Origin of the sequence: Rhizobium sp. N731, assembly GCF_001664145.1 — a bacterium.
GTDB lineage: Bacteria > Pseudomonadota > Alphaproteobacteria > Rhizobiales > Rhizobiaceae > Rhizobium > Rhizobium esperanzae.
On sequence record NZ_CP013601.1, the window covers coordinates 484,605 to 508,519 of the forward strand.

Sequence of the window (23,915 nt, forward strand, 5' to 3'; positions counted from 1 at the left end):
TTAGTGCTATCGAGGCCGCAGACGCATCGCTTCGGAGGCCTGCCATGCAATCGATCACCATCCGCCGTCCTGACGACTGGCACCTGCATCTGCGCGACGGCGCCATGCTGGAAGGCGTGATCGCCGATACGAGCCGCACATTCGCCCGCGCCATCATCATGCCCAATCTGGTGCCGCCTGTTGTCACCACGTCAGATGCCACCGCCTATCGCGCGCGCATCCTGAAAGTCCTCCCGGCCGGCCATCGTTTCCAGCCGCTGATGACGCTTTATCTCACCGAACACACCAGCCCCGACGATGTCGAGGCGGGGGCGGAAAGCGGCCTCATCACCGCCGTCAAGCTTTACCCGGCCGGCGCCACCACCAATTCGCATGGTGGCGTGCGCGACATGGAAAAGGCGATGCCGGTACTGGAGCGCATGGCGAAGATCGGCCTGCCGCTCTGCGTCCACGGCGAAGTGACGACGCCTGATGTCGATATTTTCGACCGCGAGGCCGTCTTCATCGACACCGTGCTCGATCCGCTGCGCCGGCGCCTGCCGGAGCTGAAGGTGACGATGGAGCATGTGACGACCGCGGACGGCATCGATTACATCAAGGCGGCCCAGGGCAATCTCGCCGGCTCGATCACCACCCACCATCTGATCATCAACCGCAACGCCATCCTCGTCGGCGGCATCCGACCGCATTATTACTGCCTGCCGGTCGCCAAGCGCGAGAACCACCGCCTGGCTTTGCGCGCCGCCGCCGTGAGCGGTGATCCGCGCTTCTTCCTCGGCACCGATTCTGCCCCGCATGTCGATCCCTTGAAGGAATGCGCCTGCGGCTGCGCCGGCATCTACACCTCGATCAACACGATGAGCTGCCTTGCTCACGTCTTCGAGGAGGAGGGTGCCCTCGACAAGCTCGAAGCCTTCGCCTCGCTGAACGGGCCGGCCTGGTATGGGCTTCAGCCGAACGAGGAACGCATCACCCTGGCAAAGCAGGCCGAGCCCGTCGTCTTTCCCGCGAAGATTGAAACCGGCGCCGGACCAGTTACCGTCTTCGATCCGATGTTTCCCTTGCACTGGCAAGTGGTGCCGCAGGCGTAACAGTCAGGATTTCAATTTTAAATCGAAAATTCATCTAAAATTTCAGCGCGACGTTAAACGCGTAACATTTGCATTGTGCGGTGCATCATTTGTTAACGGATGCGTAAGACAGTCCTCGTCGCGGACCCCATGCCGATATTCCGGCGCAGCTGCGGAGACTGAAGAGCATGACGCTTGACTATAACTCCCTGCTGATGGCGCTCGGTGTCTCCGCAGCATGCCTTGCCGTGACCCTGATGGGCAGCTGGCTGGTGCGCCGGGCCGAAACCGTCCTGCTGACCGCTACGATCGGCCTCGTCCTCGTCGTCAGCGGAATCTTCGTCTACAGCGCCTATGTCAACCGGCCGGAAGCAGCCTTCGCCATTGGCAGCTTCGTGCTGTTCCATGCCGGTTTTTCCACCATCTGGGGCGCCGGCAAACAGTTCCTCACCGGTTGCCTGTCGATCCCGGCCATTGCCGTCCGCGCACTGGCTGCGATGATCTCTTCCACCATGCCGATGCTGGCGGGTTATGATGGCCTGGCCTTCATCGCAGACAATCTTGCCATCGCCCTGCTGCTTTTTGCTACCGCCCGGCAATATTGGCTCGCCCGCGCCGAAGCCCCGGCGCCGATCCTCGGCATTGCCGCGCTCTATACCGCCACGGCAATCTCCTTCGTGCTCTGCGCCGGCGTGCTGATTGCCGACGGCAAGCTGGTGCTCGGCGCAGCGCCCAACAACTGGGCCGAGGATCTGAGCCTTGCCGTCTGCATCGCCGGCATGACCGGAATCGGCGCCTTGTCGCTGGCGCTGCATCAGTGGCGTCTTGCCGCCCGCCATCGGCTCGAGGCGATCACCGATCCGCTGACCGGCCTGCTCAACCGCCGCGCCGTCTTCGACCAACACGGCACGCGTCCCATGGGAATGACCACCGCCGTCATCGTCTTCGATATCGACCATTTCAAATCCGTCAACGACCGTTATGGCCACGCCGCCGGCGACCGCGTGATCATGGTCTTCGCCGAGGAACTCCAGGCCCATTGCAGCGCCGGCGACACCGCCGCCCGGCTCGGCGGCGAGGAGTTCGCGCTGGTGCTGAAAGAGATCATGCCCGGCCGGGCCGAACTGGTCGCCGAACGCATCCGCAGGGCCTTCGAGGCGCGCGAGATCGACATCGACGGCCAGATGCTGAGATGCACGGTCAGCGTCGGCGTCGCTCCCGGCCGCTCGCAGATGCCGGATTTCGACACCATGCTGAGTGCCGCCGACAAGGCGCTCTACGCCGCCAAGCGGGGCGGGCGCAACCGCGTCGAGCTGGCCGCCCACCTCAGAGCGGTTCCGGCCGAGGTATCGCGCACCGCGTCTTGATTCCGGACGCATCCCCTCATAACTGCGCCTTCGGCCGGATGCAGTCAGCCGCCCCGCGACGCCGCACGTTTGAAAGTTCGGCGTTAGCTGGCGGCGAGTTTGGCGAGAACGCCGACCACACTCTCCGTCATCCCAGGCCTTGAGCCTGAGATCCATGCGACGGCTGCTGCTGTTGAATGCGGTGTGGATGCTCGGCTCAAGGCCGAGCATGACGGAGGGTGGGATGGGCAGGGGAGACCCGTTCGGACGCCGGAATACCCGCCTCGTCCTTCGTAAAACAAGCCGCGGCACCCTCCGACGTCCCTCTTCCTGAGGCGCGGAAGCCGTAGGGTGGAGCCTCGAAGGACGCGCCGCAACGCTGCTCCTTGCATGTCTCAAACGATCATCAACGCCCTGGCGAAAGCGACCGAAGCCAGCAGCGAGGCCACCGTCCTCACATGGTTCCACCAGGTCCAGTCCTTGAGATAGGTGCTCCACAGCGCAACCGCTTCCGGGCCGTTGCCGCTCACCTTTTCCAGCGCATCGTTCATCGGCACGTTGAAGATGATGGTCGAAAGGAAGGAGGCGACGACATAGAGTGCGGCTCCCGCCAGCATCAGCGCCGACGCCCCGCCGCGCCAGTTGATCACCGCCAGCACTGTTATGACGAGACAGAGGATCGCCGTCGGTACGAACAGTGCCATGAAGGGCGAGCGGACGATCGTCACGTTGATCGAGTTCATCGCCGCAATGCCCTGTTCCGCCGGGATGCGCGAAAAGGCGGTCATGATGAAGGTCGAGAAGGCAAAGAAGATACCGGCGACAAGGCCGCTGCCGAGCGCCGCGGCGACGAGGGAAAGGATAAGGACGATCTGCATGTCGAAACTCCTTCCGAGAAAATAAGAGAAACTCTCTCATTTGCGAAATGAGATAAACTCTCTTATTTTGCTTGTCAACCGTGAAGGAGAGAGCATTGTCGGAACAGGCCGTCGCGCCGCGCAAGCGTCAGCAGCATACGGGGCAGCCGCGCCGGATCCCCAGCCAGCAGCGCGGCCGCGAACGCTTCGAAAAGATCCTTGCCGCCGCCGCCGAGCTGATCGAAAGCAAGGGCAGCGACGGCCTGAAGATGAGCGAGATCGTCGAGACGGCCGGCATCTCTTTCGGGGCGCTCTACCAGTATTTCCCCGATAAGAGCGCGATCATCCGGACCTTGGCCGAACGCTTCAACGAAGAGGGCAGGCGCTGTGTCGCGGCGGAATTGGCAAAGGTCGCCGACGCCGCTGCCCTGCAAGGCGCGCTCGCCAATATCGTCGACGAATATTACGCCTTTTTCCGCCGCGAGCCCGTCATGCGCGATCTCTGGCATGCGACCCATACCGACAAGCTGCTGCAGCAGATCGATGCCGAGGACATGGAATTCCACGCCCAGGCGTTTCTCGCCGTGCTCGTCCGCTTGTGGCCCGATCGCGATCACGGCGAGCTTCTGGCGATTGCCCGGCTGACGATGCAGCTGCTGGCCGCTGCCGTCCGTTACGCTGTATCGCTGGATGCGGAGGAGGGCGCCCGGGCGATCGCCCTGTTCAAGACGATGCAGCTCGTCGATTTCAGCCGGCTGCTGCGCTGATACAACCGTGTTGCGTCTGGAAACTCGGGGCTCTTGCTGCTATTGCCGGAGACGCAAAGCTGAAGGAGAGCCGCATGATCCAGACGACATTTCCCGACCGCGCCGTAATGGCCGAACTGGTGGCCAGGATGCTCTGGGAGATCAAGGCGGTGCATTTCAATGCGGGCGAGCCTTACAAACTATCCTCCGGCATGGCGAGCCCGGTCTATATCGACTGCCGCAAGCTGCTCTCCTATCCGCGCATCCGTTCGACGGTGATGGATTTTGCCGCCAGCACGCTGATGCGTGACGCCGGTTTCGAGCAGTTCGACTGCATCGCCGGCGGCGAGACCGCCGGCATTCCTTTCGCCGCCCTGCTCGCCGACCGCCTCGGCCTGCCGATGATCTATGTCCGCAAGCAGCCGAAAGGCCATGGCCGCAATGCCCAGATCGAAGGCAATATGCCGGAAGGCTCGCGTGTGCTCGTCATTGAGGACCTGACGACGGCCGGCGGCAGCATGTTCAAGTTCATTGATGCCGTGCGCGCCGCCGGCGGCGTCGTCGATCACGGCATCGCGCTGTTTTTCTACGATATCTTCGGCCAACAGCGCTTTACCGACGGCAAGGTCCGGCTGCATCATATCGCCACCTGGCGCAATGTTCTGGCCGTCGCCAGGGCGCAGAAGCTGTTCGACGACAAGACGCTCGCGGAAGTCGAGGCCTTTCTCGATGCGCCGCTCGCCTGGTCGGGAAGGAATGGTGGCGTTAGTGAGCTTTCGCTCTAGCCTTTTGACAAAAGCTCGCTTAATCGATTGAAGAACATATCCGTGTTGGGAGGAATCCGATGATTTTGTGCTGCGGCGAAGCCCTGATCGACATGCTGCCGAGGGATACGACCCTGGGCGAAAAGGGTTTTGCCCCCTATGCCGGCGGTGCGATCTTCAACACTGCGATCGCGCTCGGCCGCCTCGGCATCCCGACCGCCTTCTTCACCGGCATTGCCGACGACATGATGGGCGAAATCCTGCTGGCGACGCTGAAGGCCGCCAATGTCGATTACAGCCCCTGCGCCATCACGCAGCGCCCGTCGACCATCGCCTTCGTCAAGCTCGTCAACGGCCAGGCGACCTATGCCTTTTACGACGAGGGCACCGCCGGCCGCATGCTCACCGAGGCCGACCTGCCCGTCCTCGGCGACGATTGCGAAGCGCTGCATTTCGGCGCGATCAGCCTGATCCCGAGCCCTTGCGGGGAAACCTACGAAGCGCTGCTCGACCGCGAAGCGGAAAAGCGCGTCATCTCGCTCGATCCCAACATCCGCCCCGGCTTCATCAAGGACGTGCCGGCGCATATGGCCCGCATCAAGCGCATGGCGGCCAAAGCCGACATCGTCAAATTCTCCGACGAAGACCTCGACTGGTTCGGCCTCGAAGGCGACCACGACGCACTCGCCGCCCACTGGCTTGCCCACGGCGCCAAGCTCGTCGTCATCACCAAGGGTGCCGAAGGCGCTTCCGGCTATACCCAAGAGCGCAAGGTGACGGTGCCGAGCGAGCGCGTCGCAGTCGTCGACACGGTCGGCGCCGGCGACACCTTCGATGCCGGCGTGCTGGCCTCGCTGAAGCGGGATGGCCTACTGACCAAGGCGCAGGTCGCCTCGCTCGACGAACAGGCGGTGCGCAACGCCCTGACACTCGGCGCCAAAGCCGCCGCCGTCACCGTCTCCCGCGCCGGCGCCAATCCGCCCTGGGCGCATGAGATCGGGCTTTAAGGCTTAAGCCAGCGTCGGCCCCTCATCCGCCTGCCGGCATCTTCTCCCCGCGGGGGAGAAGGGGATATGCCGCAACGCCTGCGCCCGGTTCCCGTGCCAACCGGCACTGATTTGCCAGAGATTTCATTCTTCGCGCGCGCTGAAGAGACTATCCCTGAGCCCCGCTCCGGTCGGAGCTCGGAGCAGCCACCAAGTCGCGCAGGAAATCTTTGCACCACAGCGACACGTCGTGCGAGAGCAGATGTTCCATCATCATGCTCCAGCGGTCGCGACGCTCCTCAAGCGACATGGCGAGCCCTCGAGCAATCGCATTGGCGGTGCCTTCGACATCATAAGGATTGACCAGCAGCGCCCCCTTCAGCTCGCGTGCGGCGCCGGCGAAGCGTGACAGCACCAGGACACCAGGGCGATCCGGATCCTGGGCGGCGACATATTCCTTGGCGACGAGGTTCATGCCGTCGCGCAAGGGTGTGACGAGCCCGATCGTCGCCAGGCGATAGAGGCCGGCGAGCACGTTGCGGCTGATCGATCGGTTGACATAGCGGATCGGCACCCAGTCGACAGTTCCGATGGCGCCGTTGACGCGGCCGGCCTGTTCGGCGACCATTTTCTGCATATGTTCGTATTCGGGCACTTCCGATCGCGATTTCGGCGTGACCTGCAGATAAGTGACCTTGTTCTGGTAGGCAGGATTGCTGGTGAGGAAGCGTTCGAAGGCTTCCAGCCGCTGAATGATGCCCTTCGAATAATCGAGGCGGTCGACCCCGATGATCATATCCCGGCCTTCGATGCTGCGCCGGGTCTTCTGCACCATGACATTGTCAGCGGCTCTCTCGGCGAATTCGGCGAAGGCCGCGGTCTCGATGCCGATCGGATAGGCGCCGGCCTTGAATATCCGCCCGTGCGAATCGAACAATCCGTTGCCGAGGTCGTCGCCAATGCCCTCTCTTCTCAGATAACCGGCGAAATTCTGGAGATCATAGTCCGTCTGGAAGCCGACGAGATCGTAATGCGAGAGCCCACGCATGATCTCCTCGTGGACCGGCATGGTGACGAGTATGTCGGCCGGCGGCCAGGGAATGTGCAAAAAGAAGCCGATCCGGTTCTTCAGCCCCATCTGGCGCAGTTCGGCGGCGAGCGGAATGAGGTGGTAATCATGAACCCAGATAATGTCGTCCTGCTCGATCAACGGCGCCAGCCGGTGCGCGAAGAAGCGGTTGACGCGGAAATAACCGGCCATTTCCTTCCGGCCATATTCGGCGAGATCCAGGCGGTAGTGGCAGATCGGCCAGAGTACGCGGTTGGCAAAGCCGCGATAATATTCCTCGACGTCGGTGTCGGTGAGGTCGGTCAGGGCATAGGTGATGTTGCCCTTCTGCTGTTGCGACAGCGCGCCGGGTTCCCTGTCGCCGCTCGATTCTCCCGACCACCCCATCCAGATGCCGCCGCGCGCCTGCAGGGCCGCCTGCAGTGCGACGGCGAGGCCGCCGGCAGCCGCACCGCCATCTTTACTCGGCACGGGAACGCGATTGGAAACGACGATAAGACGGCTCATAAGCTTCCTTCAGTTAAGATGAGGCATGAAAACGCGATGTGACGAGCCTCCTGGAGAACCTCCTGAATCTGATGGGGGCGATGCTGCGCGGGCACCGACATCGAACGAGACATCCGGACGAGGGGCCGCCGCAGAGACCGGCGGGAACAATGGAACGGAGCGTCGTCCCGGGCTTGATAGGCCATGTCGTCGGAAATACCCATTGCACAGAATTTGCTTGAATCTAGGGCGATTACAGGGGAATGGAAGAATTCTTTCTACAATTTTCCATTAGAGGAACGTTTCATCCGCTTCCGCACGACAGCCCGTCGCGCGGCAGGGGCGCACCCGGCGCGTCGAAGTCCGTTTTGGCAATGATGATGTTGGCGCCAATCACGGCGTCGGCCGGTCAACGGGCGCGCCTTCTATCCACACAGAGGGCGCGCCCTCGAGCGCCTACTTCGCCAGTTTCGCCAGTGCCGCGACCAGCCCTTGCGTCGAGGAATCATGGCCTTCCGCGCTCTCCTTGCCCTCGACGACTGGCAGCAGGCCCGTCGCCAGTTCCTTGCCGAGCTCGACGCCCCACTGGTCGAAGGAGTTGATGCGGAAGAGCACGCCTTCGACGAAGACGCGGTGTTCGTAGAGCGCGATGAGGCGGCCGAGCGCGTAAGGCGTCAGCTTGTCGTAAACGAAGGTGATCGACGGCCGGTTGCCCTGGAAGACGCGGTGCGGGGCGATGAAATCGGCCTTCTTGTCGTCCATGCCCTTGTCGGTCAGCTGCTTCTTGGCTTCGGCGAAGCTGCGGCCCTTCATCAGCGCTTCCGACTGGGCGAGAACGTTGGAGATCAGCAGCTGGTGCTGATGGCGCAACTCCGGCTCGAAGGCATTGGCGGCGATCATGAATTCGGCCGGGATGATGCTCGTGCCCTGATGGATGAGCTGGTAGAAGGCGTGCTGGCCGTTGGTGCCGGGCTCGCCCCAGACGACCGGGCCGGAGTTGCCTTCGACCGGCGTGCCGTCGATGGTGACGCCCTTGCCGTTCGATTCCATGTCGAGCTGCTGCAGATAGGCGGGGAAACGCGACAGGCGCTGGTCGTAGGGCAGGATGGCGCGGGTGGGATAACCCAGCACATTGCGGTGGTAGAAGCCGATCAGGCCGAGCAGCATCGGCAGGTTTTCGGTAATCGGTGCCTGACGGAAGTGGTTGTCGACGGCATGCGCGCCCTCGAGGAACTTGCCGAAATTCTCCGGGCCGATGGCGATCATCAGCGGCAGGCCGATGGCCGACCAGATCGAATAGCGGCCGCCGACCCAGTCCCAGAAGCCGAAGACGCGGGCGCTGTCGATGCCGAAGGCGGCGACCTTGTCGAGCGCCGTCGAGACGGCGGCGAAATGGTGCTGGACGGCCGCTTCGCCGAGCGCCTTGGCGATGAAATTGCGCGCCGTTTGCGCATTGGTCATCGTCTCGACGGTGGTGAAGGTCTTCGAGGCGACGATGAAGAGCGTCGTCTCCGGCTGAACCAGCTTCAGGATGTCGGCGATATGGGCGCCGTCGATATTGGAGACGAAATGGGCGCGCGGGCCGTCATGGAAGGGGGCAAGCGCCAGCGTCGCCATGACAGGACCGAGATCCGAGCCGCCGATGCCGATATTGATGACGTCGGTGATCGCCTTGCCGGTCGCGCCCTTCAACGCGCCGGAGCGGATCTCGTCGGCGAATCTGCCCATGGCGGCGAGCACCGCGTTGACATCGGGCATGACGTCCTTGCCGTCGACCAGAACCGGCGTGTTGGAGCGGTTGCGCAGCGCGGTGTGCAGAACGGCGCGGTCTTCGGTGAAGTTGATCGCCTTGCCGGAGAACATCTCCTCGCGCTTCTTCTCGACGCCGCCGTCTTCGGCGAGCTTGACCAGCAGCTTCAGGATGTCGTCGTTCACCGCCGTCTTGGAAAAATCCATCAGGAGATCGTCGAGAGCGACGGAGAAGCGCGAAAAGCGCTGCGCATCGGCGGCGAAGGCCGCACGGAGATCGGTCGCCTTGGTGGCGGCGGCAGTGCTTTTCAGCTGTTCGACGATGGCGTTCATGGGGAGGCTCCTTTGGAGGCGGAAAGGGTTGCGGAAACTATTCGCTTTATCGGGACCAAATCAAGTTCGGCCGCCGCTCCAATATGAAAAAAGCCACCCGCGGCAAGCGGATGGCGTTGAATTTAATCAGACCGTCAATCAGCCGCGCAGGTCCTTGCGCAGGATCTTGCCGACGGGGGATTTCGGCAGTTCGGTGCGGAATTCGATGAAGCGCGGGCGTTTGTAATTGGTGAGATTGGCGATGCAATGGGCCTTCACCTCCGCCTCCGTCAGGTTCGGATCCTTTCTGACGACGAAGAGTTTGACCGCTTCGCCCGAATGCCCGTCCGGCACGCCGATCGCCGCGGCTTCGAGAATGCCGGCATGCATGGCGGCGACTTCCTCGATCTCGTTCGGATAGACGTTGAAGCCCGAAACCAGGATCATGTCCTTCTTGCGGTCGACGATCTTGGTGTAGCCGCGTTCGTCCATGAAGCCCATGTCGCCGGAGCGGAAATAGCCGTCCGCGGTCATCACCCGCGCCGTTTCCTCCGGCTTCTGCCAATAGCCGGCCATCACCTGCGGTCCGCGGATGCAGATCTCGCCGATTTCGCCGAGCGGCAGCGGCCGGCCCTCCTCGTCGCGGATGTCGAGTTCGGTGGAGGGCAGCGGCAGGCCGATCGAACCGGTGAACTCGATGGAATCGAAGCGGTTGGCGGTGGCGACGGGCGAGGTCTCGGAAAGGCCGTAACCCTCGGTAATTGCCGTGCCGGTCATCTTCAGCCAGCGTTCGGCGACCGGGCGCTGGACGGCCATGCCGCCGCCGAGCGACATGATCAGCGAGGAGAAGTCGAGCTTGGCGAATTCGGCATTGTTCATCAGTGCGTTGAACAGCGTGTTGAGGCCCGGGAAGATATGCACATCGGACTTTTCGAATTCCTTGACCAGCCCGGGAATGTCGCGCGGATTGGCGATCAGGATATTGTGGGCGCCGAGCGACATGCCCATCAGCGAATTCACCGTCAGCGCGAAGATGTGGTAGAGCGGCAGCGCGCAGAGGAAGTTCAGAACCTCGGGTTGTTTCTTGCGCTGGAAAGCCGATCGCAGCCAGAGCGACAGCTGCAGCTTGTTGGCGAGCAGGTTCTGATGGGTCAGCACCGCACCCTTGGCAACGCCTGTTGTGCCGCCGGTATATTGCAGGAAGGCGACGTCGCCGCCGGCTAGCGTCACCGGCTGGAGGTTCTTCTTCGCGCCTTCGCGCAGTACTTGGCTGAAGCTCTTATGCTGCGGGATCGACCAGGAGGGAACGAGCTTCTTCACCTTACGCACGACGAAATTGACGATCAGCCCCCTCGGCCCCAGCATTTCGCCAAGCGAGGTGACGACGACGTGGCGCAGGTCGGTCTTGTTCAGGACCTGCTCGACCGTGCGGGCGAAATTCTCCAGCACGAAGATCGCCTTGGCGCCGGAATCGCGCAGCTGGTGTTCGAGCTCACGCGGCGTATAGAGCGGATTGACGTTGACGACGACGAAGCCGGCTCTGAGGATGGCATAGGTCGCGACCGGATTCTGCAGGACGTTCGGCATCATCACCGCGACGCGGTCGCCCTTCTCGAGCCCGATGCTCTGCAGCCAGGCGGCGACCTTGCGCGTCTGGTCCTCCAGCTCGCGGTAGCTCACCGCCTTGCCCATGCTGGAAAAAACCGTCCGGTCGGCGTAACGGGCGCAGGACTTTTCCAGGAGTTCGGCAAGAGAGACATGTTCCAGCGGCGGGAGTTCGGCCGGAACCATTTCGGGATAGGTGGCAAGCCAGGGCTTGTCGGCTTTTGCTCCGTTCGGATGGACGGAAATGCTGCTCATCGTGTCTCTCTCCCTTGCGGCCGCTGCGCCGGCGCCGAGCCGCTATCGGCTGGCCCGCAATTGACCGGAAGCATCCTCCATCTTCCTGTCCGGCAGCTTATGCCATTGCCTGAACGGTTCAAGCCGAATGACGCTATACTAACCTTGACGTAAACGTCAACATCGGCTCGCCGCGCAGCGCTCGAAAGGCAGGGAACTTTGAGTCCGCCATGGCGTTGACCTTTCATACCAACCATGAGGAAACACCAAAGGAGGTTCAAATGTTGAATCAGGACACCGACGCCAGCCGCCGTGACCCGAACGCCAAGGAAACGCATTCGCTGATCGCCAGCGACCGCGTCGAAGGCACCCGCGTCTATGGCGCCGATGGCCGGCATATCGGCTCGATCGAACGCCTGATCATCGGCAAGCGCGATGGCCGCGTTGCCTATGCGGTGCTGAGCTTCGGCGGCTTCCTGGGCATCGGTCACGATCACTATCCGCTGCCCTGGGAAAAGCTGAATTACGACACCCAGCTGGACGGCTATCGCATCGACCTGACCAAGGAGCAGATCGAAGGCGCACCCAGCTATTCGGACGATGATGACACCTGGTACAACGATAATGGCCGCCGGGTGTACGATTATTACGGCGTGCCGCCCTACTGGATGTAATCTCGTCCGATGGACCGAACTGGAAGGGCCCCGTTGGAGGCGGGGCCTTTTTTGGTGTGTGGTAGATGGGGGCCATAGACTTACAAAGGGTGCGAGGAAACGGACAGATCACGGCATGTCCTCTTCTCCCCTCGGGGAGAAGGTGCCGGCAGGCGGATGAGGGGGCCACACGGCACATCCCTCACGTAAACCCATTCTGGCACGGCAATGCCAAAGCCACTCATCTTCGATAGGCCGGCGTCTTCGGCTCCCTCATCCGCCCTACGGGCACCTTCTCCCCGAGGGAGTCGAGATGTTGCGGCCGCGTTTATTGCCGACCTGCGACAAGATCATTGGCGGACCGCAGCACAGTGCCGACCACAATGTCTTCAGCGACGATCACCTTTGCCGTCTTCACCGCAAACACGTGGCTCTCGCCCGGCAGCAGCGTCACCAGCATCGTATCCACCACAGCATCCGGATCCAGCCGATCCGCCATCAGGCAGAGGTCCTTGAGGAAATTCTCAGCCGTCACCTTCACCGCATACCCGCCCTCGATCGCCACGACATCGACGCTCAACCGCGGCGCCGGCAGGGCAAGCTCGATATCCTCGACGAAATAATGGAAAGCCCGCCTGTCGAGCATTTCGACGACGATCATCTCGTCTTTCGGTAAGTCGTGGCTAACGATATCTTCGGGCAGCGGAAACGCCTTGGCTTCGAAGCGGTCACAGAGCAGCCGCCAGAATTCGAATTCGGCAAGCACGGTACCATCGAGCTTCAAACGTCTGCCGCTGATCTTCGCCCGCCAGAACAATGTTCTCTCATTGACCGCCACCGCCGCCAGTCCGCCATCGCGCGGCTGGATCGTCAGCAGGCGCGGATCGTAAGCCGCCTTCAGCGCATACCAGAGCGGCTTGCGGCGGCCGGCCGAATCGAGGGCGGCCCAGGAGGTCACCGGCCAGCAGTCGTTGAACTGCCAGACCACCGCACCCTTGCAGATGTCCCGATGCGAGCGCAGGTGCTCGATGCCGAAGCGGATGGCGCGCGCCTGGTTGAGCTGGGTGGCGAAGTGCCAGTCGTCCATCGTCTTCGGCTCCGGCAGATGGCCGGAGAGGCCACGGATCAGCTTGTCATTGCCGAGCGTCGCCTTCTGATGGTGGAAGACGCCGTTCGATTGCGGCGTCAGCGGAGTGTCATGCACGCTTTCGGCGAGCGTCGCCCAGGCGGCCGGCGCCTGCCAGCCGAATTCGGAGCAGAAGCGCGGGATATAGTTGCGGTAGACCTCGTAGCCGACATCGTTCCACACGTCCCAGATATGTTTGCAGCCATGCGCGTCGGCATTGGGCTCGATCTCCATCGAGCCGGAATAGGGACTGCCGGGATAATAGGGCCGATCGGGATCGAGTTCGGCACAGAGCTTCGGCAGCAGGTCGAGATAATAACCGAGCCCCCAGCTCTCGCCGGCCTTGATGATCGGCCGCCAGCCCCATTCGTCGAAGCCCCAGATATTCTCGTTGTTGCCATTCCAGAGGATCAGGCTGGCATGCGACATCAGCCGCACGACATTGTCGCGCACCTCGGCCTCGACCTCGCTTCGAAGCGGCTCCTCCTCCGGATAGGCGGCGCAGGCAAAGAGGAAATCCTGCCAGACCAGGATGCCCATGCGATCGCAGGCCGCGTAGAATTCGTCGCGCTCGAAGATACCGCCGCCCCAGACGCGCAGCATGTGGATATTGGCGGCCTTCGCCTCCTCGATGCGGGCGGCATAGCGCTCGGCCGTCACCCGCGATGGGAAACAATCGTCGGGAATCCAGTTTGCGCCGGCGATGAACAGCGGCACGTCGTTGATGACGAAGGTGAAGGCCGAGCCATGCGCATCGGCCGAAGTGTCAAGCCGCAGCGAGCGGAAGCCGAGCTCGCGCTCGAAGCGGTCGAGCTGATCGCCGCTGGCCTCGTCGATCAGCATGAGCGTCAGCGGATAGAGCGGCTGCGCGCCGAGATGGTGCGGCCACCAGAGCTGGGGCGAGGGCAGGCTAATTTCGAAAGCGACCGTGTCTTCACCAGGCGCAATCGCCGCAGTCGTCGTCACACCGCCGATCTCGGCGGTCAGCCGGCACGGCCGGGCATTGCCGTGGCGCGCCAGCCTTGCATGCACCGTCACCAGCCCCTCGCCGCCGGCAAGGCTTGCAGACACCCGCGTCTCGGCGAGCCGCGCCCGATTCCAGCTCTCCAGCCTGACCGTTTTCCAGAGGCCCGCCGTCACCAATGTCGGCCCCCAGTCCCAGCCGAAATTGCAGGCCATCTTGCGCATCAGATTGCCCGGGCCTGGATAGTTGTTGGGCCGGTAGCCGTAGTGCTTCTCCATCTCTGCGCCGTAGGCGTAGGCGGAGCGGAAGGTGACGGAGAGTTCGTTGGCACCGACCTTCAGCAGCTCGGAAACATCGAAGCGGTAGGTGCGGTGCATGTTGAATGTGCGGCCGATCTCTTCGCCGTTGAGGCTGATGACCGCGGTCGTGTCGAGCCCGTCGAAGACGAGTTCCTGCACGTTGCCCTCGTCAGGCGTCGCCTCGAAGCGGCAGCGATAGGTCCAGTCCGCCCTGCCGACCCAGTCGTTGGTGATCTCGTTGACGTCGATATAGGGATCGGGGATCAGCCGGCCGGCGAGAAGGTCGGTATGGACGCATCCCGGCACCGTCGCCGCTATCGCATTCGGCAGGTCGGGTCTTCCTGTATCGTTGCAGGTGAGTGTCCAGCCGGAATTGAGCGCGGTCTTCTCGATCATGGCGGGCTCCTGGTTATGCCGCTCGAAGCTGTGGGATTATGGTTGGGTCGGAAGATCGCGCGCGGTCAGAGAAACCGGCCGTGGCGCTGCAGCACCTCGATCTTGTAGCCGTCGGGATCGCTGACGAAGAAGAACAAGCCGAAGAGCTTGCCGTCGCGGTTGAGCTCCACCAGCTCGCCCGGTTTGAGCCCCAGTTTCACCATGCGCTCGCGCTCGATGGCGACTTCTTCGACCGAGACGGCGAGATGGCCATAGCCTTTGCCGAGATCGTACGGGTCGGCGCGGCCCTTGTTGACGGTCAGCTCCAGCTCGAAGCCGGTCTCGGAATTGCTCAGGTAGATCAGCGTGAAGGTGTCGAAATCGACGCGGTCGGCGACCGTAAGACCGAAGGCCTTGCCGTAGAAGTCGACCGAGCGCGCCTCGTCGAGAACGCGGATCATCGAGTGGATCATCTTGGCCAATTCTGCCTCCCATTGCTTCGATCACGCCAGCCTTGGTAGCGGTCCTCTTAAGCCGCGCGCAAGCCGATTCTTCGCGTGATCGCGCTTTCGATCAGACCCATCGCGTCATAGATCAGCACCGCCATCAGGCCGACGATCAGTCCGCCCTGCAGGATGAAGGCGGTATTGTCCGATATCAGCCCGGCGATGATCACCTCGCCGAGGCCCTTGGCCGCCACCGTCGAGCCGATCGTCGCCGTGCCGATATTGATGACGGTCGCGACCTTCAGCCCTTCGAGGATCAGCGGCAGGGCAAGCGGCAGCTCGACGCGCGTGAGCCGTTGCGTGCCGTTCATGCCCATGCCGTCGGCGGCGTCGAGCACCTGCGGCGACACCTGCTTCAGACCGGCGACGGTGTTTTCGAAGATCGGCAGCAGACCGTAGAGAAACAAAGCAATCAGCGTCGGCATGGCGCCGAAGCCGGTGGCGGGCACGGCAAGCGCCAGCACGGCGACCGGGGGAAAGGTCTGCCCGGCATTGGCGATGGCACGTGACAGCGGCAGAAAATCGGCGCCGCTTTTCCGCGTCACGAAGATGCCACCGAGAACGGCGAGCACGGCGCTGCAGGCGATCGAGCCGACGACGAGCTGCAGATGCCCGAGCGCGAGCGAGGCAAGGCTGTTCTGCGTATAGACGGCGGGCGCATTGTTGCTCGTCAGCGGCACGAGCAGGAAGGAAAGCCACTCGGTCCTGAACAGCAGGATCAGCAGCAGGGCGAGTGCCGCCAGTCGAAAGAAATTGGCGACGAGGAGTTTCATGCCTTGCGGCCCAGTTCAAGCAGCCGCGCCATCGAGATCGAACCGACCGGCGCCTTCTCGCTATCCTGCACCGCCGCCTCATCGACCCCCTGCCAGATCATTTCGGCGAGCGCGTCGCGCAGGCTGAGGGACTGCGGCAGGGCATAGGCGAGCCCGCTCTTGGCCGGCTGCATGCTTTCCTTCAGCGGCAGCAGCGACAGCAGCTTCAGCGCCCGGTCGGAGGTGCCGGTCAGTTGCTGCACAAAGGGATCGGCCGGTTCGGTTAGGATCTTTTCCGGCGTCGAGCATTGCAGCAATCGGCCCTGGCTCATCACCGCGATCTGATTGCCGAGATGGAAAGCCTCGTCCATATCGTGGGTGACGAGAATGATGGTGGTGCCGAACTGCTTCTGGATCGCCAGCAGGTCGTCCTGCGCCTTGCCGCGGATGACCGGATCGAGCGCGCCGAAGGGTTCGTCCATCAGCAGCAGTTCCGGTTCGGCCGCCAGCGCCCTGGCGACGCCGACACGCTGCTGCTGGCCGCCGGAAAGCTGGTGCGGATATTTGTCGGCGAAATCAGCCGGATCGAGATTGAAAAGCCCGAGCAGCTCCTCGACGCGGGCGGCGATGCGTCTGGAATCCCATTCGAGCAGCTGCGGGACGGTGGCGATATTCTGCGCCACGGTCCGGTGCGGAAACAGCCCGTGCCCCTGGATTGCATAACCGATCCGGCGGCGGAGCTCGGTCACCTCGACATCCATCACATTCTGGCCGCCGACGGAGATCTGGCCCTCGCTGATCGGCACCAGCCGGTTGATCATCCGCATCAGCGTCGATTTTCCCGAGCCCGATGTGCCGACGATGACGGTGATCTCGCCTTTGTCGACCTTCATCGAGACTTTGTCGACGACGGTGGCAGCACCATAGCGCTTGGTGACGTTGTTGATCTCGATCATGCTCATGCGGCAGGTCCCCGGATGCTGTCGATGACCGCATCGAGGATGACGGCCGATGAGAAGGCGAAGAACACGGTCGGCACGGCGCCGAGCAGGACGAGGTCCATCGCCGTCTGGCCGAGCCCCTGGAAGATGAAGATGCCGAAGCCGCCGCCGCCGATCAGCGCGGCGATCGTCACCATGCCGATCGCCTGCACCAGCACGATGCGGATGCCGGTGAGGATGACTGGAAAGGCGAGCGGCATGTCGATACCGGCGAGGATCTGCCGGCGCGTCAGCCCCATGCCGGCCGCCGCATCGCGCACCGAGGGGTCGACGCCCTGCAGGCCGACGACGGTATTGGCAACGATCGGCAGCAGCGAATAGAGCACGAGTGCAATCAAGGCAGGCGCCGTGCCGATGCCGCGAATGCCGATCGCGGCGGCAAGCGGCACATGGGTGGCGAGATAGCCGAGCGGCAGCATCAGCAGGCCGAACAGCGCCAGGCTCGGGATCGTCTGGATGAGGCTCAAACCTTGCAGTACGACGGCGCGCAGCCGCGGCACCCAGAAGCACAGGATGCCGAGCGGCAGGCCGAGGACGATGGCGATGGCAAGGGAGCCGAGCGCCAGCAGCAGATGCGAAAATGCTTCCGTCTCGAACTGGGCGGCCCGCGTCGAGAATTCCTTCATGATCGATAGGCTGTCGAGCAGGCCGGAGAAGAGGAAGACGAAGAGCAGCGTCGTGTAACCCGCAAGCGCCACCACCCGCATCCACGGTGCCAGTCGGATCTTGACCAGCGCATCCGATATGATGAGCCCGATCACCGCAAACAGCACCCAGAAACCGCCGCCGGGTGTCATGCGCGCCACCGTGCTGCCGGGCGGCGTCGCCGCAGTCGAGACCAGGCCGATCGCGGCGATCAGAGCGGCAAGGCAAAGGGTGGCAATGACAAGCCGCACGATGGCGTTTCGGAGAAACAAAGTGGCGAGGGCGGTCAGGATGAGAAGGGTAGTGAGGATGACGACGGAAGGCTGAGGAAGGAGCTGGGTGAGCAACATCGGCTTGCCGGCGGCGATACGGTTTGCCTTGACGTAGATGAAGGGCATCAGTGCGGTGGCCGCAATGCCGCCGGCCACCAGAACCACGCCGAGCCGGTCCAGCCTGCGCACCGCTGAGGTTTCGTCCATCGATCCAACCTTATGGGGAAAGGACGCTCCGCCCGCTGCCGGGCGGAGCGGGCGATGATTACTTCAGGAAGCCCTTTTCCTTGAGATAGGCCTCGGCGACGGACTTTGCCGGCTCGCCGTCGACCTGGATCTTGGCATTGAGCTTGCGCAGCTCGTCGGCGCTGAGGCTCTTGAAGATCGGCGAGAGGATTTCCTCGATCTTCGGATTGGCCTTCAGAACCTCTTCGCGGATGATCGGGGTCGGCGCATAGACCTGCTGCACACCCTTGTCGTCTTCGAGAACGGTGAGTTCGGCCGCTTCGATCGCGCCGTCGGTGCCGTAGACCATGGCGGTGTTGACGCCGTTCGTCTGGTCGGCCGCCGCCTTGATCGTCGCCGCCGTGTCGCCGCCGGAGAGAACGACCATCTGATCGGGCTTCAGCTGGAAGCCGTAGGTCGTCTGGAAGGCGGGAAGCGCGCCGGCCGAATTGACGAATTCGGCGGATGCCGCAAGCTTGGCGGTGCCGCCGCCGGCAACCCACTTGCCGAAATCGGACATGGTCTTCAGCTTGTTCGGGCTGGCGACGTCGTTGCGCACGGCAAGCGCCCAGGTGTTGTTGGCCGGCGACGGCGTCAGCCAGACGATCTTGTTGGCGTCGTAATCGAGCTTCTTCGCCAGCTCATATCCCTGGTCGTTGTTCTTCCAGGCCGCGTCGTCGGCCTTGTTGAAGAAGAAGCCGGCATTGCCGGTATATTCCGGATAAATATCGATTTCGCCTGCGGTGATCGCCTTGCGCACCACGGGTGTGGCACCGAGCGCGATACGGTCCTGCGTCTTGATGCCGTTTGCTTCGAGCGCCAGTGCGATGACGTTGCCGAGCAGCGTGCCTTCCGTATCGATTTTCGACGAGACGACGACGTCTGCGGCCTGAACCGCACCCGCCGCGAAGGCGGAGAGCGAGACGGCAAGTGCGAGTTTCTTCAGCATGAATATCCCCTGTTTTAACACCATTGACGTGGCGCAAGCCCCCGGCGGGAGGCGTATGCGCAGGAAATCCGCCGGCGAAGGCGACAAGGCCGCCATCATGCCGGAATTGCGTGCGTCATGGAAATAGCGTGCACGTTCGAAAAATCGATGCAAGCCCCCTCCAGTATTTGCGCTCGCGCCCGAGATTATGGCGGCGAACGCGGCTCGGCGCGCGGAAAGGCATTCCCTTTTCCACGGTCGGCGCGATTTGTTTTTGTTCCCTTGCGTGTTTCCACGATGGTTCCGGTGCTCTTCTGCGGATAACCGCCGCCCGGATCTTTATGACGGCGACGATAGCCCGGCTCTGTCGAGGCAGGGATATCTTTTTTCGCGAACACATCATATCGTCCGGTTTTTAAAGCGCTTTCCGGAGCCAGCCTTTGCATCTCGGCGCCCTGTTCATCATCCGTCACGTCCTGACCTCGGCTTCGGTCCGCGAGACCGCGCGCCGCTTCCAGCTGTCGCCCTCCACCGTGTCTGCGGCCATCCGCAATGCCGAGACCGAGCTGGCGATGAAGCTGACGGAACGCGCCTCCGGCGAGCTGGTGACGCTGATCGCAAGCGCCGGCGTGCTCGAAGGCCTGGAGCCGATCACGGTCGCGATCGGCGAACTCTGCCTATTCGCCGGCCAAGTCGGCGCCGGCGGGATCGATGAGGCCTGGGCCGCCCGCATTCCCGTCAAGATCGGCGCGATCGAGCGGTTCCTCGAGGTCGCCGACCAGGGCAGCATCAACCGCGCCGCCCGCCGCCTGCATCTCGGTCAGCCGCAGCTTTCGCTGCAGCTTGCCAATCTTGAAAAATTTCTCGGCCGCCGCCTGTTCGAACGGCAGGCGCAGGGCTCGGTGCTGACGGAGGAGGGCAGGCGCGCCTACCAGATCTTCATGGCGATCAGCCAGGCGTGGAACGATCTGAAATCGGCCGCCGACGAGCGCTATCGCCGCACCGCGCGGTCGCTGCGCATCGGCTCGATCATTCCGACCGGATCGGAAAGCTGGGTGGCGCGCTGTCTCGGCCTGCTGGTCTCCGAATGGAATGCGCGCCGCAGCAACAATGCGATCTCGCTGGTCTCGATGACCGCCGACGATCTGCGCGAGGCGCTGAAGAGCGGCCGCATCGATGTGGCGATCCTGGATTCGGTCTTCGGGCTGGATGACTTCCGCCACCGCAAACTGCTGCAGACCGACATGGTGGTGATCGCCCCGCCGCAGAGCACGGAGACGACGGTCGCCGATCTGGTCGCCGGTCATGCGATCTGCATGCCGAGCCCGCGCACCGGCCTTGGCCATGCGGCCATGGCCTTCAGCCACGAGCGCGCACCCGATCGGCGCTTGCGCAGCCGCGATATCACCGCGGCGGATTCGCTGCCCGTGATCGTCGACCTCGTCGCCAATCACGGTTACGTCTCCTTCCTCGGCCGTGTCAGCGCCGTGCCGATCGCCGACAAGGTGCGTATCGTCGATCTCGACGAGCATCTGCCGATGTCCTATCACGTCGCCTTCAACCATCGCAAAGCCGCCGCCGATGCCTGTGCCGTCATCATCGAAGCGGCGGCGAGGATTACGTCGGAATCTGTCGCGCATACCAATAGCGTTAGGGAGAGCGCAGTATGACGATTTTACTTGAGGTCTGCGTCGACAGCGCCGAAGGCCTTGCTGCCGCAATCGAGGGCGGCGCCGGCCGCATCGAACTCTGCTCGGCACTGGAGCTCGGCGGCCTGACGCCGCTGTCGAGCCTGATGAAGATCGCCGCCCGCGCACCCATCCCAATCTATGCGATGATCCGCCCGCATGCCGGCCCCTTCATCTTCGGCAGGACGGACGAAGAAGCGATGATGCTCGATATCGATTCCGTGCGTGCCACAGGCCTCGCCGGTGTCGTCATCGGCGCCAACCGGCCGGACGGCACGCTCGACGTGCCGTTGGTCCGCCGCCTGAAGGCGCATGCATCAGGCCTCGGCTCGACGCTGCACCGGGCTTTCGATCTGGTGCCGGATGCCGACCAGGCGCTGGAGCAGGCGGTCGAGCTCGGCTTTGAGCGCATCCTGACCTCCGGCTGCGCGCTGAAGGCCGCAGACGGCATCGAAACGCTGAAACGCCTCTCGGCCAAAGCGGCCGGCCGCATCTCCATCATGCCCGGCAGCGGCATCCGCCCGGCCAATGCCGGGGCGATCTTGCAGGCGACCGGCGCCCGCGAGGTGCATGGATCCTGCAGCTCACCGGTCGAAAGCGCCGACCCCCGTGCGGTTGCCTTCGGTTTCGAGGCGAAGAGTACGAATAAGACGGATGTTGCGGTGGTCAGGGAGATGCGCAGAGTGATTGCGGCTGCGGGTTAGAGCTTTTCCGGGTTAGATTGAAGCATTCTGTTGGCTCAAACGGAGTCGGATGGTCGACCGGCCGGCGCGCGTCGTAGCCCAGCTCTACGGCCAAGCCGGCCGGTCGATCAGCCGGCCCGTTTCAGCCAACCCGAAGGGCCGGGCATCTTTCCGCCAGGATCAGAGGCGATCGGCTCGGACGTACCTGGAGGTATGCCCATCGCCAATCGCCTCTGCCCTGACGAAACCCTGCTCCGGCAGAATGCTTCAAGCTAACCCGGAAAAGCTCTAGCGGCTGCTGGTGACGCGAACGCCTGGGGAAGAAGGGGATGCCGCGACCTCTCGAATCCCTCTCCTCCCCTCGGGGAGAAGAGATTTGCGGCAGCCTCTCTGTTCCTCGCTCACTTCTCGCAGGGGAAATTCGCGGGGTCGGAAGAACGGGTCGAGACCACTGGCTCGACCCCCGGCAATTCCTCTAACCCCCAACCCGGATCACCGCCTTGATCAGCCCGCTCTTCTCATGCGCCCAGGTGGCGAGATCGCGCGGCGCATCGGCAAGCGTCGTGCGATGGGTGATCAGCTTGTCCACCGGCACCAGGCCCTTGGCGATCGAATCCGCCACATGTTCGAAATCGGCGCGGGTGGCGTTGCGGCTGCCGATCAGCATCATTTCGCGCTTGTGGAATTCCGGGTCGGAGAAGCGAATATCGTCCTTGACGACGCTGACCAGCACCAGTGCGCCGCCATGGGCGACGAAGGAGAAGGCTTTCTCCATCGAAGGGCCGTAACCGGTCGCGTCGAAGACCACGTCGAAACCATCGCCATCGGTTTTTTCCCGCACGACATCTGCGGTTTTCGCATCGGCAACGATGCCTGAGGCAAAACCAAACCGTTCCGCGGCCATCTGCAGCCGTTCGACACTGGTATCGAGCAGCGTCACCTCGTGACCGGCAATGCGCGAAAAGATCGCCGCGCCGAGGCCGATCGGCCCGGCGCCGATGACGAGTGCGCGCTGGCCGGCGCCGGCCAGCGAGCGGCGCACCGCATGGGCGCCGATCGCCAGAAATTCCGTCGTCGCCGCCGCCTCCAGGCTGAGGCCCTTGGCGGGATAGAGATTGCCTGCCGGAACCGAGATCTCCTCGCAGAAGGCGCCGTCGGTATGGACACCGAGCACCTTGATGTTGGTGCAGCAATTCGGCTTGCCCTTGATGCAGGCGACACATTGGCCGCAGGAGAGATAGGGGTTGACGATAACAGGTGTGCCGGCCGCAAGCGTTACCCCCTCACCGGCTTCGATGATGGTCGCCGAGATCTCGTGCCCCATCACCCGGGGATATTCGAGGAAAGGGTGCTTGCCCTCGAAGATATGATAATCCGTGCCGCAGATGCCGACATGGCTGACGGCGAGCCGCACCCAGCCGGGCGCCGGTGCGGCGGGAGATGGCCGCTCGACGATCTCGAGCACGCCGGGCTCACGACAAACAACTGCTTTCATGACAGGTCTCGCATTCCTGGAAATTGAAGAAGCCGGCCTGTCCGACCGGCTTCTCTGTGTTTTTCAATTGCTCTTGCGGCGGCGCAGCTGGTCGAAGAACACGATCACGATGATCAACAGACCGGTGATGATGCGCTGCCAGAAGGAATTGACGTTCAGAAGGTTGGCGCCGTTGTTGATGGTGGCGAGAATGAAGGCGCCGATCAACGGGCCGTGCACGGAGCCGACCGCCCCGAACAGGCTGGTGCCGCCGATAACGGAGGAGGCGATCGCCTGCAGTTCCCAGCCGTCGGCCTGTGTCGCGTTGCCGATTGCGATGCGCGAGGCGAGCAGCACGCCGACGAAGGCGGCAAAGCCGGCCGAGAGGATATAAGCGAGATAGATCATGCCCTTGACGTTGACGCCGGAAAGGCGCGCCGCTTCCGCATTCGAGCCGACCGCGAAGAGATAGCGGCCCCAGCGGCTCAAATGCAGGAAGACGAAGGAAGGCACCGCCACCAGGATGACCATCCAGAACAGGCTCGGAATGCTGAGGAAATCGGCCCGCGCGAAATTGCTGAAACTCTCGTCGGTGATGCTGATCGTCGAGCCGTTGGTGATCAGCAGGCCGATGCCGCGTAGCGACGTCAGCGTTGCCAGCGTGATGATGAACGGCGGCAGGCCCATATGCACGATGCCGAAGCCGTGGAAGGCGCCGATCGCCACACCGATGGCGAGCGTCAGCACGATAGCGCCCCAGAGCGGCACGCCGGCCTGCAGGAGCCAGGCGATGATGACGGTGCAGAAGCCGACGATGGCGCCGACCGACAGATCGATGCCGGCGGTGATAATGACGAAGGTCTGGCCGAGCGCCAGAATCGCCGTCATCGCCCCCTGACGCAGCAGGTTCGAGATGTTGAGCGGCGTCCAGAAGCTCGGGGTGACCAGCCCAAGCACGACCCAGAGGAAGATCAAGAGCCCGATCAGCGTCAGGCCGAACAGGATGTTCATTTTCCGGCGCGGCGGCGGCGCGACGATTTCGGTGGGGGTGGCAGTCATGAATTTTCTCCCTCTTAGAGCCTTTCCGTTTTTTTCCGAAC

Annotated in this window: 21 protein-coding genes; 8 read left to right on the forward strand and 13 right to left on the reverse strand. The window is 63.1% G+C overall.

The features are described from left to right. Positions 1 to 44: 44 nt before the first annotated feature. Both pyrC and AMK02_RS02425 read left to right on the forward strand, forming a co-directional pair. Positions 45 to 1,091: a dihydroorotase gene (gene pyrC, locus AMK02_RS02420; RefSeq protein ID WP_064800512.1), complete on the forward strand. Its 1,047-nt coding sequence runs from the start codon at positions 45 to 47 to the stop codon at positions 1,089 to 1,091. Between the two features lie 167 nt (positions 1,092 to 1,258). Continuing rightward, positions 1,259 to 2,437, forward strand: a complete 1,179-nt coding sequence (locus tag AMK02_RS02425) for a GGDEF domain-containing protein (RefSeq protein WP_064800513.1) — start codon at positions 1,259 to 1,261, stop codon at positions 2,435 to 2,437. A 374-nt stretch (positions 2,438 to 2,811) separates the two neighbouring features. On the opposite strand, the gene AMK02_RS02430 is transcribed toward AMK02_RS02425, so the two are convergent. Further along, positions 2,812 to 3,294 (reverse strand): anthrone oxygenase family protein, encoded by a 483-nt coding sequence (locus tag AMK02_RS02430; protein WP_064800514.1) that lies wholly within the window; start codon positions 3,292 to 3,294, stop codon positions 2,812 to 2,814. A gap of 95 nt (positions 3,295 to 3,389) precedes the next feature. Between AMK02_RS02430 and AMK02_RS02435 the strand changes: the two genes are divergently transcribed. The 3 genes from AMK02_RS02435 to AMK02_RS02445 all read left to right on the forward strand — a co-directional run bounded on the left by AMK02_RS02435 (position 3,390) and on the right by AMK02_RS02445 (position 5,790). Next, entirely contained in the window at positions 3,390 to 4,040 is a 651-nt protein-coding gene (locus AMK02_RS02435; RefSeq protein ID WP_064800515.1) for a TetR/AcrR family transcriptional regulator, read from the forward strand. Between the two features lie 74 nt (positions 4,041 to 4,114). After that, positions 4,115 to 4,804 carry an orotate phosphoribosyltransferase gene (locus AMK02_RS02440; RefSeq protein WP_064800516.1) on the forward strand — a complete coding sequence of 230 codons (690 nt, stop codon included), beginning with the start codon at positions 4,115 to 4,117 and terminating at the stop codon, positions 4,802 to 4,804. A gap of 59 nt (positions 4,805 to 4,863) precedes the next feature. Then, on the forward strand, positions 4,864 to 5,790 hold the full coding sequence (locus AMK02_RS02445) for a carbohydrate kinase family protein (RefSeq protein WP_064800517.1): 927 nt from the start codon (positions 4,864 to 4,866) through the stop codon (positions 5,788 to 5,790). Positions 5,791 to 5,938: 148 nt separating this feature from the next. Here the strand turns inward: AMK02_RS02445 and otsA are convergent, their stop codons facing one another. The 3 genes from otsA to AMK02_RS02460 form a co-directional block, all read right to left on the reverse strand. Continuing rightward, positions 5,939 to 7,345 (reverse strand): alpha,alpha-trehalose-phosphate synthase (UDP-forming), encoded by a 1,407-nt coding sequence (gene otsA / locus AMK02_RS02450; protein ID WP_064800518.1) that lies wholly within the window; start codon positions 7,343 to 7,345, stop codon positions 5,939 to 5,941. A gap of 435 nt (positions 7,346 to 7,780) precedes the next feature. Continuing rightward, positions 7,781 to 9,406 (reverse strand): glucose-6-phosphate isomerase, encoded by a 1,626-nt coding sequence (gene pgi, locus AMK02_RS02455; protein WP_064800519.1) that lies wholly within the window; start codon positions 9,404 to 9,406, stop codon positions 7,781 to 7,783. Between the two features lie 138 nt (positions 9,407 to 9,544). After that, positions 9,545 to 11,245, reverse strand: coding sequence for a long-chain fatty acid--CoA ligase (locus AMK02_RS02460; protein ID WP_064800520.1), 1,701 nt, complete (start codon positions 11,243 to 11,245; stop codon positions 9,545 to 9,547). 260 nt (positions 11,246 to 11,505) lie between these two features. On the opposite strand from AMK02_RS02460, the gene AMK02_RS02465 reads away from it, so the two are divergent. Continuing rightward, positions 11,506 to 11,898, forward strand: a complete 393-nt coding sequence (locus tag AMK02_RS02465) for a PRC-barrel domain-containing protein (RefSeq protein ID WP_037143114.1) — start codon at positions 11,506 to 11,508, stop codon at positions 11,896 to 11,898. Between the two features lie 307 nt (positions 11,899 to 12,205). On the opposite strand, the gene AMK02_RS02470 is transcribed toward AMK02_RS02465, so the two are convergent. The 7 genes from AMK02_RS02470 to AMK02_RS02500 all read right to left on the reverse strand — a co-directional run bounded on the left by AMK02_RS02470 (position 12,206) and on the right by AMK02_RS02500 (position 19,443). Further along, positions 12,206 to 14,662, reverse strand: a complete 2,457-nt coding sequence (locus tag AMK02_RS02470; protein ID WP_064800521.1) for a glycoside hydrolase family 2 protein — start codon at positions 14,660 to 14,662, stop codon at positions 12,206 to 12,208. Positions 14,663 to 14,727: 65 nt separating this feature from the next. Then, a complete protein-coding gene (locus AMK02_RS02475) occupies positions 14,728 to 15,123 on the reverse strand; it encodes a VOC family protein (RefSeq protein ID WP_010001571.1) in 396 nt (131 codons plus the stop codon). 47 nt (positions 15,124 to 15,170) lie between these two features. Beyond that, positions 15,171 to 15,920, reverse strand: coding sequence for an ABC transporter permease (locus tag AMK02_RS02480; protein ID WP_064800522.1), 750 nt, complete (start codon positions 15,918 to 15,920; stop codon positions 15,171 to 15,173). Then, on the reverse strand, positions 15,917 to 16,861 hold the full coding sequence (locus AMK02_RS02485) for an ABC transporter ATP-binding protein (RefSeq protein WP_064800523.1): 945 nt from the start codon (positions 16,859 to 16,861) through the stop codon (positions 15,917 to 15,919). The genes AMK02_RS02480 and AMK02_RS02485 overlap by 4 nt, the downstream gene beginning before the upstream one ends. Continuing rightward, a complete protein-coding gene (locus AMK02_RS02490) occupies positions 16,858 to 18,024 on the reverse strand; it encodes an ABC transporter permease (RefSeq protein ID WP_064800524.1) in 1,167 nt (388 codons plus the stop codon). The genes AMK02_RS02485 and AMK02_RS02490 overlap by 4 nt, the downstream gene beginning before the upstream one ends. 58 nt (positions 18,025 to 18,082) lie before the next feature. After that, the gene (osmF, locus tag AMK02_RS02495) at positions 18,083 to 18,991 is read right to left on the reverse strand and encodes a glycine betaine ABC transporter substrate-binding protein OsmF (RefSeq protein ID WP_064800525.1); all 909 of its coding nucleotides are present in this window, start codon (positions 18,989 to 18,991) and stop codon (positions 18,083 to 18,085) included. A gap of 185 nt (positions 18,992 to 19,176) precedes the next feature. Then, complete coding sequence (locus AMK02_RS02500; RefSeq protein ID WP_237358324.1) at positions 19,177 to 19,443, reverse strand: acetyltransferase; 267 nt, start codon at positions 19,441 to 19,443, stop codon at positions 19,177 to 19,179. Between AMK02_RS02500 and AMK02_RS02505 the strand changes: the two genes are divergently transcribed. Then, positions 19,411 to 20,640, forward strand: coding sequence for a LysR family transcriptional regulator (locus tag AMK02_RS02505; RefSeq protein WP_064800527.1), 1,230 nt, complete (start codon positions 19,411 to 19,413; stop codon positions 20,638 to 20,640). The two genes, AMK02_RS02500 and AMK02_RS02505, sit on opposite strands and share 33 nt — an antisense overlap. Beyond that, on the forward strand, positions 20,637 to 21,362 hold the full coding sequence (locus AMK02_RS02510; protein ID WP_064800528.1) for a copper homeostasis protein CutC: 726 nt from the start codon (positions 20,637 to 20,639) through the stop codon (positions 21,360 to 21,362). The genes AMK02_RS02505 and AMK02_RS02510 overlap by 4 nt, the downstream gene beginning before the upstream one ends. 454 nt (positions 21,363 to 21,816) lie before the next feature. Here the strand turns inward: AMK02_RS02510 and AMK02_RS02515 are convergent, their stop codons facing one another. Both AMK02_RS02515 and AMK02_RS02520 read right to left on the reverse strand, forming a co-directional pair. Next, positions 21,817 to 22,836: a zinc-binding alcohol dehydrogenase family protein gene (locus tag AMK02_RS02515; protein WP_064800529.1), complete on the reverse strand. Its 1,020-nt coding sequence runs from the start codon at positions 22,834 to 22,836 to the stop codon at positions 21,817 to 21,819. Positions 22,837 to 22,899: 63 nt separating this feature from the next. Continuing rightward, positions 22,900 to 23,874, reverse strand: coding sequence for an ABC transporter permease (locus tag AMK02_RS02520; RefSeq protein ID WP_003570656.1), 975 nt, complete (start codon positions 23,872 to 23,874; stop codon positions 22,900 to 22,902). Between the last annotated feature and the right edge of the window lie 41 nt (positions 23,875 to 23,915).

Excerpts from the sequence above, each read along its gene's own strand:
- pyrC (WP_064800512.1), top strand. The coding sequence starts at position 45 with ATGCAATCGATCACCATCCGCCGTCCTGACGACTGGCACCTGCATCTG.
- AMK02_RS02425 (WP_064800513.1), top strand. The coding sequence starts at position 1,259 with ATGACGCTTGACTATAACTCCCTGCTGATGGCGCTCGGTGTCTCCGCA.
- AMK02_RS02430 (WP_064800514.1), bottom strand. The coding sequence starts at position 3,294 with ATGCAGATCGTCCTTATCCTTTCCCTCGTCGCCGCGGCGCTCGGCAGC.
- AMK02_RS02440 (WP_064800516.1), top strand. The coding sequence starts at position 4,115 with ATGATCCAGACGACATTTCCCGACCGCGCCGTAATGGCCGAACTGGTG.
- AMK02_RS02445 (WP_064800517.1), top strand. The coding sequence starts at position 4,864 with ATGATTTTGTGCTGCGGCGAAGCCCTGATCGACATGCTGCCGAGGGAT.
- otsA (WP_064800518.1), bottom strand. The coding sequence starts at position 7,345 with ATGAGCCGTCTTATCGTCGTTTCCAATCGCGTTCCCGTGCCGAGTAAA.
- pgi (WP_064800519.1), bottom strand. The coding sequence starts at position 9,406 with ATGAACGCCATCGTCGAACAGCTGAAAAGCACTGCCGCCGCCACCAAG.
- AMK02_RS02460 (WP_064800520.1), bottom strand. The coding sequence starts at position 11,245 with ATGAGCAGCATTTCCGTCCATCCGAACGGAGCAAAAGCCGACAAGCCC.
- AMK02_RS02465 (WP_037143114.1), top strand. The coding sequence starts at position 11,506 with ATGTTGAATCAGGACACCGACGCCAGCCGCCGTGACCCGAACGCCAAG.
- AMK02_RS02470 (WP_064800521.1), bottom strand. The coding sequence starts at position 14,662 with ATGATCGAGAAGACCGCGCTCAATTCCGGCTGGACACTCACCTGCAAC.
- AMK02_RS02480 (WP_064800522.1), bottom strand. The coding sequence starts at position 15,920 with ATGAAACTCCTCGTCGCCAATTTCTTTCGACTGGCGGCACTCGCCCTG.
- AMK02_RS02485 (WP_064800523.1), bottom strand. The coding sequence starts at position 16,861 with ATGAGCATGATCGAGATCAACAACGTCACCAAGCGCTATGGTGCTGCC.
- AMK02_RS02490 (WP_064800524.1), bottom strand. The coding sequence starts at position 18,024 with ATGGACGAAACCTCAGCGGTGCGCAGGCTGGACCGGCTCGGCGTGGTT.
- osmF (WP_064800525.1), bottom strand. The coding sequence starts at position 18,991 with ATGCTGAAGAAACTCGCACTTGCCGTCTCGCTCTCCGCCTTCGCGGCG.
- AMK02_RS02510 (WP_064800528.1), top strand. The coding sequence starts at position 20,637 with ATGACGATTTTACTTGAGGTCTGCGTCGACAGCGCCGAAGGCCTTGCT.
- AMK02_RS02515 (WP_064800529.1), bottom strand. The coding sequence starts at position 22,836 with ATGAAAGCAGTTGTTTGTCGTGAGCCCGGCGTGCTCGAGATCGTCGAG.
- AMK02_RS02520 (WP_003570656.1), bottom strand. The coding sequence starts at position 23,874 with ATGACTGCCACCCCCACCGAAATCGTCGCGCCGCCGCCGCGCCGGAAA.